This is a genomic window from Streptomyces cyaneofuscatus (genome assembly GCF_042718795.1).
In the GTDB taxonomy this organism is placed as follows: domain Bacteria; phylum Actinomycetota; class Actinomycetes; order Streptomycetales; family Streptomycetaceae; genus Streptomyces; species Streptomyces cyaneofuscatus_A.
On the sequence record NZ_JBHXOX010000016.1, the window covers coordinates 140,283 to 155,655 of the forward strand.

At 72.0% G+C, this 15,373-nt stretch carries 15 protein-coding genes; 10 read left to right on the top strand and 5 right to left on the bottom strand.

The window, feature by feature from the left end:
- Positions 1–134 precede the first annotated feature (134 nt).
- Together ACFWRT_RS20030 and ACFWRT_RS20035 are read left to right on the top strand one after the other, a co-directional pair.
- A complete protein-coding gene (locus ACFWRT_RS20030) occupies positions 135–1,118 on the top strand; it encodes a helix-turn-helix transcriptional regulator (RefSeq protein ID WP_380952552.1) in 984 nt (327 codons plus the stop codon).
- Positions 1,119–1,180: 62 nt separating this feature from the next.
- Entirely contained in the window at positions 1,181–1,702 is a 522-nt protein-coding gene (locus ACFWRT_RS20035) for a DUF4240 domain-containing protein (RefSeq protein ID WP_380952550.1), read from the top strand.
- Positions 1,703–1,719: 17 nt separating this feature from the next.
- Here ACFWRT_RS20035 and ACFWRT_RS20040 read toward each other — a convergent pair whose 3' ends face one another.
- Entirely contained in the window at positions 1,720–2,265 is a 546-nt protein-coding gene (locus tag ACFWRT_RS20040; protein WP_380952548.1) for a GNAT family N-acetyltransferase, read from the bottom strand.
- A 96-nt stretch (positions 2,266–2,361) separates the two neighbouring features.
- Here ACFWRT_RS20040 and ACFWRT_RS20045 point away from each other — a divergent pair, with 96 nt between their 5' ends.
- Both ACFWRT_RS20045 and ACFWRT_RS20050 read left to right on the top strand, forming a co-directional pair.
- A complete protein-coding gene (locus ACFWRT_RS20045) occupies positions 2,362–3,261 on the top strand; it encodes a TIGR01777 family oxidoreductase (protein ID WP_380952547.1) in 900 nt (299 codons plus the stop codon).
- 240 nt (positions 3,262–3,501) lie between these two features.
- Positions 3,502–4,893 (top strand): NAD(P)/FAD-dependent oxidoreductase, encoded by a 1,392-nt coding sequence (locus ACFWRT_RS20050; RefSeq protein WP_380952546.1) that lies wholly within the window; start codon positions 3,502–3,504, stop codon positions 4,891–4,893.
- 37 nt (positions 4,894–4,930) lie between these two features.
- Here the strand turns inward: ACFWRT_RS20050 and ACFWRT_RS20055 are convergent, their stop codons facing one another.
- A complete protein-coding gene (locus ACFWRT_RS20055; protein WP_380952545.1) occupies positions 4,931–6,745 on the bottom strand; it encodes a regulator in 1,815 nt (604 codons plus the stop codon).
- A gap of 315 nt (positions 6,746–7,060) precedes the next feature.
- On the opposite strand from ACFWRT_RS20055, the gene lipB reads away from it, so the two are divergent.
- The 4 genes from lipB to ACFWRT_RS20075 all read left to right on the top strand — a co-directional run bounded on the left by lipB (position 7,061) and on the right by ACFWRT_RS20075 (position 10,296).
- Positions 7,061–7,882 (top strand): lipoyl(octanoyl) transferase LipB, encoded by an 822-nt coding sequence (gene lipB, locus ACFWRT_RS20060; protein ID WP_380952544.1) that lies wholly within the window; start codon positions 7,061–7,063, stop codon positions 7,880–7,882.
- 218 nt (positions 7,883–8,100) lie between these two features.
- Positions 8,101–9,078, top strand: coding sequence for a lipoyl synthase (gene lipA, locus ACFWRT_RS20065; RefSeq protein WP_366379746.1), 978 nt, complete (start codon positions 8,101–8,103; stop codon positions 9,076–9,078).
- Between the two features lie 279 nt (positions 9,079–9,357).
- On the top strand, positions 9,358–9,558 hold the full coding sequence (locus ACFWRT_RS20070; protein ID WP_030564323.1) for an SCO2195 family GlnR-regulated protein: 201 nt from the start codon (positions 9,358–9,360) through the stop codon (positions 9,556–9,558).
- Between the two features lie 30 nt (positions 9,559–9,588).
- Entirely contained in the window at positions 9,589–10,296 is a 708-nt protein-coding gene (locus ACFWRT_RS20075) for a DUF4191 domain-containing protein (protein ID WP_380952542.1), read from the top strand.
- Positions 10,297–10,388: 92 nt separating this feature from the next.
- Here the strand turns inward: ACFWRT_RS20075 and ACFWRT_RS20080 are convergent, their stop codons facing one another.
- Positions 10,389–10,796 carry an RDD family protein gene (locus ACFWRT_RS20080; RefSeq protein WP_018511894.1) on the bottom strand — a complete coding sequence of 136 codons (408 nt, stop codon included), beginning with the start codon at positions 10,794–10,796 and terminating at the stop codon, positions 10,389–10,391.
- A gap of 294 nt (positions 10,797–11,090) precedes the next feature.
- Between ACFWRT_RS20080 and glnA the strand changes: the two genes are divergently transcribed.
- Positions 11,091–12,500, top strand: a complete 1,410-nt coding sequence (glnA, locus tag ACFWRT_RS20085; protein WP_161268033.1) for a type I glutamate--ammonia ligase — start codon at positions 11,091–11,093, stop codon at positions 12,498–12,500.
- 93 nt (positions 12,501–12,593) lie between these two features.
- On the opposite strand, the gene ACFWRT_RS20090 is transcribed toward glnA, so the two are convergent.
- Together ACFWRT_RS20090 and ACFWRT_RS20095 are read right to left on the bottom strand one after the other, a co-directional pair.
- Positions 12,594–13,559 (bottom strand): hypothetical protein, encoded by a 966-nt coding sequence (locus ACFWRT_RS20090; RefSeq protein ID WP_380952541.1) that lies wholly within the window; start codon positions 13,557–13,559, stop codon positions 12,594–12,596.
- 87 nt (positions 13,560–13,646) lie between these two features.
- Positions 13,647–13,988: a peptidase inhibitor family I36 protein gene (locus tag ACFWRT_RS20095; protein WP_380952540.1), complete on the bottom strand. Its 342-nt coding sequence runs from the start codon at positions 13,986–13,988 to the stop codon at positions 13,647–13,649.
- Between the two features lie 352 nt (positions 13,989–14,340).
- Here ACFWRT_RS20095 and ACFWRT_RS20100 point away from each other — a divergent pair, with 352 nt between their 5' ends.
- Complete coding sequence (locus tag ACFWRT_RS20100) at positions 14,341–15,321, top strand: helix-turn-helix domain-containing protein (protein WP_380952539.1); 981 nt, start codon at positions 14,341–14,343, stop codon at positions 15,319–15,321.
- The last annotated feature ends 52 nt before the right edge of the window (positions 15,322–15,373 follow it).

A 15,373-nucleotide genomic window follows, 5' to 3' on the forward strand; every position in this document is an offset into this window, starting at 1 on the left:
GCGACAGCCGGAATTCCGGTGTGGGCGGCCGAGGTTTCGGCCAGGGCAGCCGGGCGGCGGCCGAAGGATCGGCCAGGGCGGCCGGGAGGTCGGCCACGGCGGCCCGAGGTTCTCGCTGCCGCCACAATGGGCCCATGCGTGCTGCTCGGCTCATCAAGATGGTCCTCCTTCTTCAGTCCCGTCCCGTCATGTCCGCCGCCGAGCTGGCGGCGGAGCTGGAGGTGTCGGAGCGCACGGTCACCCGCGACGCGCAGGCCCTCTCCGAGGCGGGCGTCCCGGTGTACGCGGAGCGCGGCCGGGCGGGCGGCTACCGGCTCATCGGCGGCTACCGCACCCGGCTCACCGGCCTCGCCCGCAACGAGGCGGAGGCCCTCTTCCTCTCCGGCCTGCCCTCCGCGCTGCGCGAGATGGGCCTGGAGGACGCGGCGTCGGCGGCCCGCCTCAAGGTGTCGGCCGCGCTGCTGCCCTCCGTACGCGACGCCTCGGCCTCCGCCGCCCAGCGCTTCCACCTGGACGCCCCGTCCTGGTACCACGAGCCGGAGCCGCCGCACCTGCTCCCCGTGATCGCCGACGCCGTCTGGGACGACCGCCTGCTGCGGGCCCGCTACCGCAAGGGCGGCGGCCGCGAACACAGCCGTACAGAGGTGGCGCGGGAGCTCGCTCCGTACGGGCTCGTCCTCAAGGCCGGGGTCTGGTACCTCTGCGCCAAGGCGGGGGGCGACTTCCGGGTCTACCGGATCGACCGGTTCACTTCGGTGGAGCCGGCCGACGAGCGCTTCGAGCGGGACGAGACCTTCGACCTGCCCGCGTTCTGGGACGCCCGGGCCGCCGAGTTCGCCCGGTCCCTCCTCCGTACCGAGGTGACCGTACGGGTGTCCGAGAGCGGTGCCCGGCAGCTCGCGTTCACCGGTGACCGCGCGGCCGCCGCCACGGCCCTCTCCGAGGCCCCTCCCGCCGGTCCGGACGGATGGCGCACCGTGGTCCTTCCCGTGGAATCACTGGACGTGGCATACAGCCAGCTCCTTTCGCTGGGTCCCGAGTTGGAGGTCGTGGCGCCGGAGGAGCTGCGACACCGACTCGCCGAGGCGGTCGAACGCCTGAGTGACCTTTATCGCTGAAAGGCTTCATTTCGCCGTCTGGGCGTGCGGGGGGTCCCGGCAGGCTGGATGCTGGACCCGTGATGGACGAGACGGAATTCTGGGAGCTCATCGACAGCAGCCGCGAGGGAGCCGAGGGCGACCCCGAGGAGCAGGCCGACCTGCTCGTGGAACGGCTGGTGCAGCTCGACCCCGATTCCGTGCTGGACTTCGCCCGGCACTTCGAGGCCCGCTACAACCGCGCCTACCGCTGGGACCTGTGGGGCGCGGCCGCCGTGCTGCTCGGCGGGGCGAGCGACGACGCCTTCGACTACTTCCGGTGCTGGCTGATCGGCCAGGGCCGGGAGGTCTTCGAGGGCGCGCTGCACGACCCGGACGCTCTGGCGGAGCTGCTGGACGACTTCGACGAGGAGATCGACGGGGACGGCGAGGAGCTGGGCTACGCGGCCGACGAGGCGTACGAGCAGCTCACGGGCGTGGTCGCGCCCGACCTGGGTCTGCCGCCGCAGCCCACCGAGCCGCTGGGCTCCCCGGTCGACTTCGAGGACGAGACGGCGCTGGCGGCCCGCTACCCGGAGCTCTGGGACCGCCTCGCACCGCGCTGAGCCCGCTCGGCCCTGGGTCAGGGCGCCAGTGAACGCCCCATCAGCACATCGTCCACATAGCGGCCATGCAGGAAGAACTCCCCGCTCAGCACCCCTTCCACGGCGAACCCCTCGGAGGCGTAGAGCGCCCGGGCGGGGGTGTTGTGCCCGAGCACCCGCAGCGTGATCCGGTTGGCCCCCTGGCGCCGCGCCTCGGCGCACGCGGCCCGCAGCAGGGTCCGCCCGACCCCGGCCCCGCGCGCCCAGGCCGCCACGGCCAGGCCCTGTATCTGCCGCACATGGGCGTTGCAGGCGAGCGGGGTGGGCGGCACCAGCCGTATGTAGCCGGCGATACGTATTCCGCCGGACCCGGGCCCGGAGTCGGCCCCCGTCGCGGCCTCGGCCACCAGGAAGTCCTGGGGCCGGTGCCGCTCGTCGAAGAACGGGTCGTACGGCGGCCGGGGCCGTGGCACGACCGCGTGCAGCGTGGACCAGGCGGCCCGGTCGAGCTCACCGAGGGCTTCCTCGTCGGCCGGCAGGGCGGGGCGGACGGAGACGGAGTGGAGGGTGGTGGTTGCGGACATGCCGTCACTGTCCCATGCCGGGTTCTTCGCGCTCCATGGTGTTTTCCCCCGTATCCGCTGCCGTGTTTACCTCAGTGCGTGGGGCAGGATGGCACCATGCCGACCTCCCGTATCGCCGTCACTGGATCGTCCGGACTCATCGGAGCGGCGCTCGTGCGCTCGCTGCGCGCCGACGGGCACGAGGTGGCCCGCCTGGTGCGGCGGCCCGCCAGGTCCGGTGACGAGGTGGAGTGGGACCCGAAGCGGGGTTACGTGGACGTGGCCGGGCTGGTGGGCTGCGACGCGGTCGTCCACCTCGCCGGGGCCGGGGTCGGCGACCACCGCTGGACCGACGACTACAAGCGGGAGATCCGCGACAGCCGGGTGCTGGGCACGGCCGCGATCGCCGAGGCCGTCGCCTCGCTCGACACCCCGCCGAAGGTTCTGCTCTCCGGGTCGGCCATCGGCTACTACGGCGATACGGGCGACCGCGCCGTGGACGAGAGCGCGCCGCCCGGGGACGGCTTCCTGCCCTCCGTCTGCGAGGAGTGGGAGGCCGCGACGGCCCCCGCCGAGGAGCGCGGCATCCGCACGGTGCACGCCCGCACCGGTCTGGTGGTGGCCCGCGAGGGCGGGGCGTGGGGGCGGCTGTTCCCGCTGTTCAAGGCGGGGCTCGGCGGGCGGCTGGGCAACGGCCGCCAGTACTGGAGCTTCATCGCGCTGCACGACCATGTCGCCGCCCTGCGCCACATCCTGGACACCGAGTCGCTGTCCGGCCCGGTGAACCTGACCGGGCCCGACCCGATCACCAACGCCGAGGTGACCGCCGCGATGGGCCGGGTGCTGCGCCGCCCGACCCTGTTCACGGCCCCGGCGCCCGCGCTGCGGGTCGCGCTCGGGGAGTTCGCCGGCGATGTGCTGGGCAGCCAGCGGGTGATCCCCGGGCAGTTGCTGGACTCAGGCTTCTCGTTCGCGTTCCCGGGCATCGACGCGGCGATCCGCGCGGCGCTGCGCTGAGCGGCACGCTCGTGGGGGGGGGCGGCACGGTCCCGGGGCGGCACGCTCGGGGGGCGGCACGGTCAGGGGCCGCACGGTCCCGGGGCGGCCACGTGTGCGACCCCGTGCCCCGGTGCTCCCGGCCACGCGCGTCTGACCCACTATCAGCCATCCTCCTAACCTCGGTGCGAACTCCGGCATTCCGGGGACCTGTCGGGGGCAAGAAGCCCCCACCAGTCGCACCGACTCGGGGAGGGCCTTGTGCGCAGCACGGCACACCACGCGGACGTGATCATCATCGGGGCCGGGATCGCCGGCCTCTCAGCGGCCCATCTGCTGACCGGCGCCGGAGTCGGCGTCAGTGTTCTGGAGGCGGCCTCCACCGTGGGCGGCCGGCTGGCCACCCAGGAGATGGACGGCTTCCGTCTCGACCGGCTCGGCCCCCTGCTCTGCACCGCCTGGCCGGAGCTGACCTCCACCCCGGGGCTCGGCATCCCGGAGCTGCGGGAGTTCGCGCCCGGGGTGGTGGTGCACAGCGAGGGACGCCGCCATCGCACCGGTGACGTACGGAGCGCGAGGGGCGCACTCAGGGCTGTACGCGCCCGATCGAGCGCCCCCCAGGCCTCACCGGGCGGATACGGGGGCCACCTGCGGCTCGCGTCCCGGAGCGGCCTCGGCGGGAAGAGTTCGGGCCTCCGGAGCAGCGCCACGGTGTCCGAGGCGATCGACCGGGCCCGGCTCGGCGCGGCGCTGTCCCGGCTGGCCGCCACCCCGACGGCCCGGCTCCTGACCCGCCCCGAGCAGACGGCGCTCTCGGCCCTGAGGGCGGGTCAGATGCCGGGCCGTACGGTGGACGGCGTCCTGCGTCCGCTGCTCTCCGCACTGCTCGGCGACCCCGGCCTCACCACGTCGAGCCGGTGCGCGGATCTGGCGCTGCGCGACTATGCGCGGGGCGGACTGTGTGTACCGGCGGGCGGTTCGGGAACGCTGCCGGATCTGCTGGCCGCCGCGCTCCCGCCGGGCACGGTCCGGACCGGGGTGCATGTCACGGCCGCCGACATCACCACCGTACGCACCAAGGAGCACGGCGAACTGGGGTGCCGTTCCCTGTTGTTGGCCACCGGGGCGGGGGCGGCGGCCGAGCTGCTCCCCGGGCTGCGGGTGCCGGCCTTCCGCCCGGTGACGGTCCTTCACCACACCGCGCCCGTGCCGCCGCCGACCGGCAGGTCGCTGGTGCTGGACGGGGACCGGTCGGGGCCGGTGGCGTACACGGCGGTGATGAGCGCGGTCGACCCCTCGCGCGCTCCGGAGGGCCGGGCGCTGATCACCTCGACGGTGCTGGGGACGCCGCCGCCGGACCTGGACCGTTCGGTACGGGCCCATCTGGCGGCGCTGTACGGGACGTCGACGGACGACTGGGAGCTGCTGGCCGCCCACCACGACCCGGAGGCGGTGCCTGCGATGGAGGCGCCGCACGATCCGCGCCGACCGGTGCGGGTGCTGGCAGGGCTGTACGTGTGCGGCGACCACCGGGACACCAGCTCGGTCCAGGGGGCGCTGCACTCGGGGCGCCGGGCGGCGGAGGCGATCCTGACGGACCTGGGGGTGGCTCCGACGCGGCAGGGGGGCGCGGGGATGCCGGAGGCGGCCTAGCTCGCTCGTGAAGGCGCCCGCCCTTACGGTCTCGGTCTCAGCCCAGCGCCGCCACCCGGTCGCGGTAGCCGCGTACGGGCGCGGCGTCCCGGTAGGGCTCCAGGCTGCGCTCGAAGGCGCGTACATACTCGGTGGCCCGGACCGAGCGCATCTCGGAGGCCTGCTGGGCCGCCTCGGCCCCCAGCCGGCAGGCCTGCTCCAGCTCGCCGAGGCCCAGGCGGGCGGAGGCGAGGACCACCCGGCAGAACAGCCGGCTGCGGGCGTACGCCGGGGCGCGCAACTGGAGTGAGCGCTCCGCGTGCTGGGCGGCGGCCCGGTACTGCTGGAGGTCGCGGTGGCAGTGGCCGAGCTCGTGGGCGAGCTCGGCCTCGTCGAAGGGGCGGGCCCACGCCGGCGTCTCGTCCCCGGGGCGCGCGGTCTCCAGGGCGTGCTCGGCCCGGGTGAGCGCGGCGGTGCAGGCCCGCGCCTCGCCGAGGATCCCGTGGCCGCGCGCCTCGACCGAGTGCAGCAGGGCCTGGACGAGGGGCGGGGCGGCGGAGCCGATGCCCTGCTGGGCGACGCGGGCGAGCTGGACGGCCTCCCTGCCGTGGCCGAGGTAGACGGCCTGGCGGCTCATGGTGATCAGGACGTACGCCCCGTAGCCGCGGTCCCCGGCGGCCTGGGCGAGCCGCAGGGCCTGGACGAAGTACCGCTGGGCCAGGCCGTGGGCGGCGATGTCGAAGGAGGTCCAGCCGGCCAGCCGGGTCAGGTCGGCGACCGCGGCGAAGAGGCGGCGCCCGGTGGCTTCGCCGTAACTCCCGCGGAGCATCGGCTCGGCCTCGTGCTCCAGATACCGCACGAGGGCCTGGCGGGCGTGGCCGCCGCCGTAGGTGTGGTCGAGGGTGCGGAAGAGTTCGGCGACCGAGCGCAGCGCCGCGACGTCCCCGTTGCCGACCCGCAGGCCGGGCCCGCGCCCGGTCTGCCGCTGACGCGGGACGACGGGGAGCGCCTCCGTACCGGGGGAGGCTCCGGACGTACCGGGAGAGGCTCCGGACGTACCGGGAGAGGCTCCGGACGTACCGGGGAGAGCTCCGGACGTACCGGGAAAGACTCCGGAGCCGGGCAGTCCGCCGGGCAGCGCCCCCGTCCCCGCCGGACCTGTGCCCGCCCCTGGCCGGGCCCTTCCGGACGGGTCCGCCACCGGGTGGCCACCGGCCGGAACGGGGTGGCCGGTGGTGGGCCGGCCCGCCGGGCGTACGGATCCGCCGGGGCGGGGCACGCCGCGGAGGTCGGTGCGCAGGCCGCCGTCCGTACGGCCTGGCGCCTGCGCCTCCGTACGGCCGCCCGGTACCGGGGCTCCGCCAGCGGCCCCGGCACCAGGCCTGCGGTGCGGGGCGGGCGGCCGGTCCGCACCGCCGTCGCGGGCCACCCACTCGTCGGCCCGGCCGATCAGCCAGTCGCGGCTGGGGACGACGAGACCGGCGGGGGTGAAGGCGATCTTGCGCAGCTCGGTGTGCGTCCCCGAGTCCTTGCGCCACAGGCCGCTGACGATGTCGACGGCCTCGGTGGGGGTGGCCGCGAACTCCAGCCCCGCGTAGACGGGCGCGCAGGCGTCCAGGCCGAGGTCCTGCGCGGAGAGCCGCCGCCCGAGCCGACGGGTGAAGACCTCGGCGATCAGGGCGGGGGTGGTGCCACGGGGCTGCTGTCCCCGCAGCCAGCGGGTGACCGAGGTCTTGTCGTACCGCAGGTCCAGTCCGTGTTCGAGGCCGAGCTGATCGACCCGGCGGGCGAGGCCCGCGTGGGAGAACCCGGCTTCCGCGATGAGTGAGGCGAGGCGGCGGTTGGGCGTGCGCTGCGGGGGTCGTTCCGACATCAGTTGTACGGTCTCCTGCCTTCGGGGGCCCGGGCAGCCCCTGGGGAACGGCGCGAATTTAGCGTCCGCCGGGGCGGTCGGAGACACCCTTTGCTCCACGTTCATCCGATCGTGTGAGGATTGCGGACAGAGCTGACAGAAGGGACCGGAGCTCCCTCAGGTCGAGACACGCGGCCGGGAGGCACCTCCTCCACCTGCCGGTGGGCCGACCGGGTGACGGTCGTACAGTGGATGCGGGCGCGATCAGTGCAGGGTGCCGTCACCCCGGGGACACCCCTTGGGGCACACGGCGTCCGACGTAGGGAGGCATCTGTCGTGAGCGAGCTGCGGTTCGTCCGTCTGGGCTTCGGTGACGAGGCCGTCGAATACACGGAGGCCTGGCAGAAGCAGCGCGAGGTGCACGCGGCCCGGTTCGAGGACCTGGTGCCGGACACCTGTCTGCTCCTGGAACACCCGCCCGTCTACACGGCGGGCCGCCGGACCGCCGAGAACGAGCGTCCGCTGGACGGCACCCCGGTCATCGATGTGGACCGGGGCGGGAAGATCACCTGGCACGGTCCGGGGCAGCTCGTCGGCTATCCGATCCAGAAACTGCCGCGCCCGGTCGACGTCGTCGCGCACGTCCGCCGCCTGGAGGACGCGCTGATCCGTACGGCCGCCGACTTCGGGGTGGAGACCTCGCGGGTCGAGGGCCGCAGCGGTGTCTGGGTGCTCGGCGACCCGGTCGAGGAGCGTCGTACGCTCGGCGGCCTCTCGCTGGACTTCGACCCCAGGCTCCAGGACGAGGAGTTCGACCCGCGGCTGAACGGCCCGGAGTACGCCCCGTCCAACGCGGGCCAGCGCCGCGAGGACCGCAAGCTGGCCGCGATCGGGATCCGGGTCGCCAAGGGCGTCACGATGCACGGCTTCGCGCTGAACGTGAACCCGGACAACACCTGGTTCGACCGGATCGTGCCGTGCGGCATCCGCGACGCGGGGGTGACGTCCCTCTCGAACGAGCTGGGCCGGGAGATCACCATCGAGGAGGTGCTGCCGGTCGCCGAGAAGCACCTGCGGAACATCCTGGAGAACGCGGAGCTCGCGCCCCGCCTGATCCAGCGACCCGTCGAACAGCCGAAGGCCGCGGCCCCGGCGTAGCACGGCGCATCACCGCGCGTATTGCCGGAAGATAGTACCGGAAAGTAGTACCGCTCAGTAGCCCCGACCGCCGCCACCGGCCGGGGAGGAGCCGGGGAATAGGCCCCGTCGGCCACAGGTTGGCCAGGCGTAAGGCCGTTTGATTTACGGGCGTACCCTGGTGTTCGCCGAAGAATCCCATGCGAATCCCACGCAGCAGAAAGCAAAGGGGAGCCGGAGTGTCCGCTGTCGCACCCGACGGGCGCAAGATGCTGCGCCTGGAGGTCCGAAACAGCCAGACCCCCATCGAGCGCAAGCCCGAGTGGATCAAAACGCGGGCGAAGATGGGCCCCGAGTACAAGCAGCTGCAGAACCTCGTGAAGGGCGAGGGGCTGCACACGGTCTGCCAGGAGGCGGGCTGCCCCAACATCTTCGAGTGCTGGGAGGACCGCGAGGCCACCTTCCTCATCGGCGGCGACCAGTGCACGCGGCGCTGCGACTTCTGCCAGATCGACACGGGCAAGCCGCAGGCGCTGGACCGTGACGAGCCCCGCCGGGTCGGCGAGTCCGTCGTCAAGATGGACCTGAACTACGCCACCATCACCGGCGTCGCCCGTGACGACCTGGAGGACGGCGGATCCTGGCTGTACGCCGAGACCGTCCGCCAGATCCACACGCTGACGGCGGAGCGGGAGGCGGGCGCGACCAAGGTCGAGCTGCTGATCCCCGACTTCAACGCCGAGCCCGAGCAGCTCGCCGAGGTCTTCTCCTCGCGCCCCGAGGTGCTCGCGCACAACGTGGAGACGGTGCCGCGCATCTTCAAGCGCATCCGCCCCGGCTTCCGCTACGAGCGGTCCCTGGAAGTCATCACGCGGGCCCGCGAGGCCGGCCTCGTGACCAAGTCGAACCTGATCCTCGGCATGGGCGAGACCCGCGAGGAGGTCAGCGAGGCGCTCCAGGACCTGTACGACGCGGGTTGCGAGCTCATCACGATTACGCAGTACCTGCGGCCCACCGTGCGCCACCACCCGGTGGAGCGCTGGGTGAAGCCGATGGAGTTCGTGGAGCTGAAGGACGAGGCCGACGCGATCGGCTACTCCGGCGTGATGTCGGGGCCGCTGGTGCGTTCCTCGTACCGCGCGGGCCGTCTCTTCCAGCAGGCGATGGAGGCCCGCGGCGCGGCCACGACCGGCGTGCCGACGGCCCAGGCCGTGTGAGTGACCGTGTGAGTCCGCTCACCCGAGCTACCGAGCAGTAACCGCACGGCCGAGGCGGCTCGTGCGCTCCCCGCAGGTGAGGGACGCGTACGGGCCGCCTCGGCGTGCGGGGCGGCGGAATGAAGGGTTCATTGGTGTTTGACCCACCGGTCACGCACTGGTAACACCGAGCAGTGAGCCTAAGTACACGTGCAGCGGCAGCTCCCAAAGCCGTCGCCGTCACTGCTTCCCGTACTCAGTCCGCGCCCGGGTGGCGCATCCACTCCGAGGGGAAACACCATGCAGGCCGCACCGGTCCGCGCCCACGCTCTTCCGTCCGTCACCACCGCCCTGCGCGCCGTCGAGTCGCTGCTGCTGAGCAGCGGCCAGCGCACCGCCCGCCGCAACGCCTGGACGGCCGTCCTGGAGGACCGCCGCCGGGCCAAGGACCGGGTGGAGTCCCCGTACGTACCGGACGCGGTGGCCGACCACCGTTCCTAGGTCGCTTCCTCGCCACGTAAACTTCGGTACATGGCGAGGAAGGCAAAAACCGAAGGCGCGGACAGCGCCGAGAACGCAGGGCGGCTCAAGCAGATCGCCCTGACCTACAAGATGACCAGGCGGTCCGACAGCAAGATCGGGTTCATCGTCGCGGGCGTGGGAATCGCCACGTTCGGTGTCCTCCTCGGCATCGGCTTCGTGATCGGTCACCCGGTCTACCTGGGCATCCTGGGCTTCGTCCTGGCCGTCCTCGCGATGGCGATCATCTTCGGACGACGGGCCGAGCGAGCGGCCTTCGGGCAGATGGAGGGCCAGCCCGGTGCGGCGGCCGCCGTCCTGGACCGGATCGGACGCGGCTGGACCACGACCCCTGCGGTGGCGATGAACCGCAGCCAGGACGTCGTGCACCGGTCGGTCGGCAAGGCCGGCATCGTCCTGGTCGCCGAGGGCAACCCGAACCGGGTGAAGGGCCTCCTGGCGGCCGAGAAGAGGAAGATGGCCCGCATCGTGGTGGACGTCCCGGTCCACGACATCATCGTCGGCAACGGCGAGGGCCAGGTGCCCCTGAAGAAGGTCCGCACCAAGATGCTGAAGCTTCCCCGCGTCCTGACCGGCCCGCAGGTGACCACCACCAACGACCGGCTGCGCGCGATGGGCGACCTGATGAGCAACATGCCGCTGCCGAAGGGCCCGATGCCCAAGGGCATGCGGATGCCGCGCGGCGGAAAGATGCGCTGAGCGCGGACGTACGCGCACGCGACGTACGCAGCACGGCCCCGGACCGAGGAACGGTCCGGGGCCGCTGCGTTCCGCGGGTGCACGGGAAGGGGCTACATCCGGACCTGTACGGCGCGGCCGAGCCGGTCGTGGAGGCCGCGTCCGTCGCGGTCCCAGACGAGGGCGGGAATGACGAGCAGCAGCAGGACGGTCCGTACGAGGACGCGCCCGAAGCCGAGGCGTCCGCCGTCCTCGGAGACCACGCGCAGCCCCAGAAGCCGCTTGCCGGGGGTGCAGCCGATGGTGCCGACGGTGAGGGCGCTCATGAGGAGGAAGACGCCGAGCGCCCAGTTCCCCGCCGCCTGCTGGTCACCGCGAGCGAGCAGCCCGTATGCGATCACCATGCAGATCGACCAGTCGATGAAGACGGCCCCGAGACGGCGACCGAACGAGGCGACGGCCCCCGGCCCCTCCTCGGGCAGCCCGAGCCGCTTGCCGCGGTAGCCGAAGTCGGCACCCATCTCTTCGGCGGCCGCGCGGGGCCCCGAGAGCCACGATCCGATTGCTTGCCTGTTGTCCACCCGTCCACGGTACTGCGCCCAGGTTTGGGCCAGGCAGGGCGGGGCACGGAAAAAGCCGCGCGGAGACAGCCGCTGAGATGCCGCCCACCCTCGCCCCGGTTAACTTGGGCGAAACAAATGGGTCATGCTTGAGAAATCACGCCTGCCTAAGGTCGGGTCCAGCGTGTGCCACCGCACTGGCCGCACCACGAGCTACAACCCCGTCCCGCCCGGGCCGGGAGTAGGAGGAGTTGGATGTTCCAGAACGCCGACGAAGTGCAGAAGTACGTAGCGGACAACGACGTCAAGTTCATCGATGTCCGGTTCTGCGACCTGCCCGGGGTGATGCAGCACTTCACGATCCCGGCAGCGACCTTCGACCCGGCCGAGGAACTCGCCTTCGACGGCTCGTCGATCCGCGGTTTCCAGGCGATCCACGAGTCCGACATGGCGCTGCGCGCCGACCTGTCGACGGCTCGGGTGGACCCCTTCCGCCGTGACAAGACCGTCAACATCAACTTCTTCATCCACGACCCGATCACGGGTGAGCAGTACAGCCGTGACCCGCGGAACATCGCCAAGAAGGCCGAGGCGTACCTCGCCTCGACCGGCTTCGCGGACACCGCGTACTTCGGCCCGGAGGCCGAGTTCTACGTCTTCGACAACGTCCGCTTCCAGACGTCGGCGAACGAGAGCTTCTACCACATCGACTCCGAGGCCGGCGCCTGGAACACCGGGTCGGAGGAGAACAACCGCGGCTACAAGGTCCGCTACAAGGGCGGCTACTTCCCGGTCCCGCCGGTGGACCACTTCGCCGACCTGCGTGCCGAGATCTCCCTGGAGCTGGACAAGAACGGCCTCCAGGTCGAGCGCCAGCACCACGAGGTCGGCACCGCCGGCCAGGCCGAGATCAACTACAAGTTCAACACGCTGCTCGCCGCGGCCGACGACCTGATGCTCTTCAAGTACATCGTGAAGAACGTCGCCTGGCGCAACGGCAAGACCGCGACCTTCATGCCGAAGCCGATCTTCGGCGACAACGGCTCGGGCATGCACGTCCACCAGTCGCTGTGGCAGGGCGGCACGCCGCTCTTCTACGACGAGCAGGGTTACGCCGGCCTCTCCGACATGGCCCGCTACTACATCGGCGGCATCCTGAAGCACGCCCCGTCGCTGCTGGCGTTCACCAACCCGACGGTGAACTCGTACCACCGCCTGGTCCCCGGCTTCGAGGCCCCGGTCAACATGGTGTACTCGCAGCGGAACCGTTCCGCCGCGATGCGCATCCCGATCACCGGCTCGAACCCGAAGGCCAAGCGCGTCGAGTTCCGCGCCCCGGACCCGTCCTCCAACCCGTACCTCGCGTTCTCCGCGCTGCTGATGGCGGGCCTGGACGGCGTCAAGAACAAGATCGAGCCGGCCGAGCCGATCGACAAGGACCTCTACGAGCTGGCCCCCGAGGAGCACGCCAACGTCCAGCAGGTCCCGACGTCCCTCCCGGCCGTGCTCGACGCCCTGGAGGCGGACAACGAGTACCTCCAGGCGGGCGGCGTCTTCACGTCGGACCTGATCGAGACGTGGATCGACTACAAGCGCACCAACGAGATCGCCCCGATCCAGCTGCGCCCGCACCCGCACGAGTTCGAGCTGTACTTCGACATCTAGGCCGCAGGCCGTTCTCACCTGCGCCTGATGCCCCATGGCTGAGGCACCGAAGGCCGCCACCCCCTCCCGGGAGTGGCGGCCTTCGCGCGACTGTCACCTCTCGGTCAGCGCGGCCGCCCGCTCCGCGGCCTGACGGTTGAGCGAGCCGAAGGCGTGGGCCTCGGCAGGGTGCTCCTTCACCCACCGGAGGGTCTGACTCCAAAAGAGCTGGCGGTGTGTCCGCGAGCGCCCGGTCTTCTCGTCGCATACGGCTGAGGCCACCGCCAGACGTACGGCCGCCGGCCCCTCCCCGGTGGCCTCGCCGGATCGGGCGGCCTCGCCGGGGTCCGCGAAGCGGTGGCCGTTCGCCCGCATGCACGCGCTCCACCTCTGCGTAGCCCGGGCATAGGAGGGCTGCTTCCGCACCGCTTCGTTCACGGGCAGATAGCGGGATGTGACGAACGCGTCCGCGCCCACCCACTTCGCATAGTCGCCGTACAGCTCCATCCGGGCGGAGGCGAAGCATCCCGTGGTCGGGGCCTCCATAGTGCCCACCCCTGGAACCTCCACCTTGATCATCCGCTGCCCGCGGTCTCCGTGCAGCACCCGGTCCCAGGCGTCGCGTCGGTCCCGGGGCAGAGTGGCGAGATAAGCGGATTCACGGCGTTCGGCACCGGTGACGGGAGTCGGAGCGGTGCCGCCGAACCCTTCCCGCCGGGCCCGGTTCACATCATCCCCTCTGAGCTCTCTCGTCCGGTTCTCCTCCGTGGCCCTGGCGGCCGCGAGGGTCAGGGGTTCGGAGAAGTACATGAACCCGTGCTTCGCCATGCACGTCCCGACGAGGGATGCCTCGGCATCGGACACCAACTGTCTGGTGCGCGGCGGAAGGATCAGGCCCTCGGCCAGCCGCCGGAGTTCGGCCGGTGGTGGCTCCGAGGTGGTCGTACTCGCTCCGGAGGGAGCGGAGGTGGCAGGCGGCGAGGAGCCGGAGGAGGGGGCGGAGCAGCCGGTGGCCGGCAGAGCGAGCAGGGTGGCGGTGAGGGCGGGCAGAAGTCTGTGCGCTCCACGGTGGGTGATCATGGCTTCCTGGAGTCGGTGACGGACAAGGGGGCCGGTACCCGGGGCCCGTGCGGCTCCCGGGTACCGGCCCTGCCGTGCGACGGTGTGTCAGCAGCTGGACACCTTGTAGAGCGACTCCGTGTCCAGCGCGGGGCTGTGGTGCGTCCAGATCGACCCCGGCCGGGAGCACGCGATGTACCCGACGTGGTTGATCTGTGAGTAGAGCTCCATGCCGGCCTGCGACATCCGGTTGTACGACGAACGGTCGCGGTTCTTGAAGGAACCGAGATCCTTCGCGTGGTAGCTGTACGGCTTCGGCGTGCCCCTGTGGTTGAACTCGGGCCACAGGCAGAAGTTGCCGGTCTCGCAGTCCGACGGAGCGGCCTGCGCGGCGGAGGCGCCCACGAGTCCTCCCGCGACGAGCCCTGCGGCCACGAGAACCGATGACACCGCTTTCCTGATCAATGCATTCTCCTCTGGTGGAGTTCCGTCGCCGATCGACGCGGAACGGTGAACGGGATGCCGGGTGCGCGGCGCGCGACGTGCGGGTCCCCCGTGGTCTCGCAGGACGTCGGGCCGCGTGTTCCGAGCTCCTCGGCCGTCCGACGGTTCACTGCCGGCCGGGCACCTCGGAGCTCGCACCACAGAGACTGCGGACCGTCGACGGGCCGGGCAACGGCAACCGGCTGTCCCGGACAGTTCTGGGCTGTCCGAGCTGGTTGGCGGCTTGTCCGGATCGTCTCCCGGACAACGCCAGCATGGCGAGAACCGCCGTTGTCCCCACGGCAGGGGCACCAGCAGGATGACGCTCGTGGGAAACCTGGGGGAGACATCGCCGTACGAGGACCGGGACGCGGCCGCCCTCATCGGGTCGATGCGGCAACTCAAAGAGCATGCGGGGCTGACATACCGCGAGTTGGAGGAACGGGCCGCCGAGAACGGTGACGTGCTGGCGCGCAGCACGCTGGCCGATCTGCTCCGGCGGACGACCCTGCCACGGCCCGATGTGCTGGCCGCGTTCGTCCGCGCCTGCGGAGACGGACAGCGGTTGGGCGCCTGGCTGGACGCCCGGGACCGGATCGCCGCGGACGCCTCGGTCACGCCCGGTGGGACGGCCGGGCCGGTGACCGGAGCGGAGGTGGCTGACGAGGCCGGAGGCGAGCCGGAGCCCGGAGGGGCCAAGGGCGAGCGGCCCCACCACATCAGGGGCCGCCAGGTCGTGCCGGCGGCCTGTGTCGTGGTAGCGGTCCTCCTCGCCTCAGCCGCCTGGCTGTTCTCCGGCCGCTCGGAAGAGCCGAGCACGCCGACCGCTCGGGCGCCCGGTTCCCGGACTCCTGCCGACGGCTGGGTGACCATCCACCCGGCCCGCACGCCCGGCCTCTGTCTGACCGACGGCCGTGACCGGCGTGGCAGCTACGGGAGCGCCGTCGCCGTCCAACTCCCCTGTGTCCGGGCCACCGTGCCGCGTACCTACCTCGAACCGGTCGGTGACGGCCTGTACCGCATCCAGTGGCATCACCCCGAGAACGGGAAGGGGTGCCTGACCGTCATGAGCGCCGGACCGGTCAAGGGCATGCTGGAACCCCGGGAGGACTGTGCCCAGGCCACCCTGGTCCGTCTGGAGCCGACCGCCGTCGACAGCGCGGGGGTCTTTCTGCTGCGCCCGGCCTCCAGCGACGAGTGCATCGGCATCGCCGACAACAGCACCGCCGAGGGGGCCGAGGCGACCGGAGAGCGGTGTACCGGCGCGACCGATCAGTGGTTCCGCATCCGGAAGGGCTGACCCGGCCGCGCGCCGACGGCGTGCGCCTGAGCAGAGGACGCGACCGCGCGCC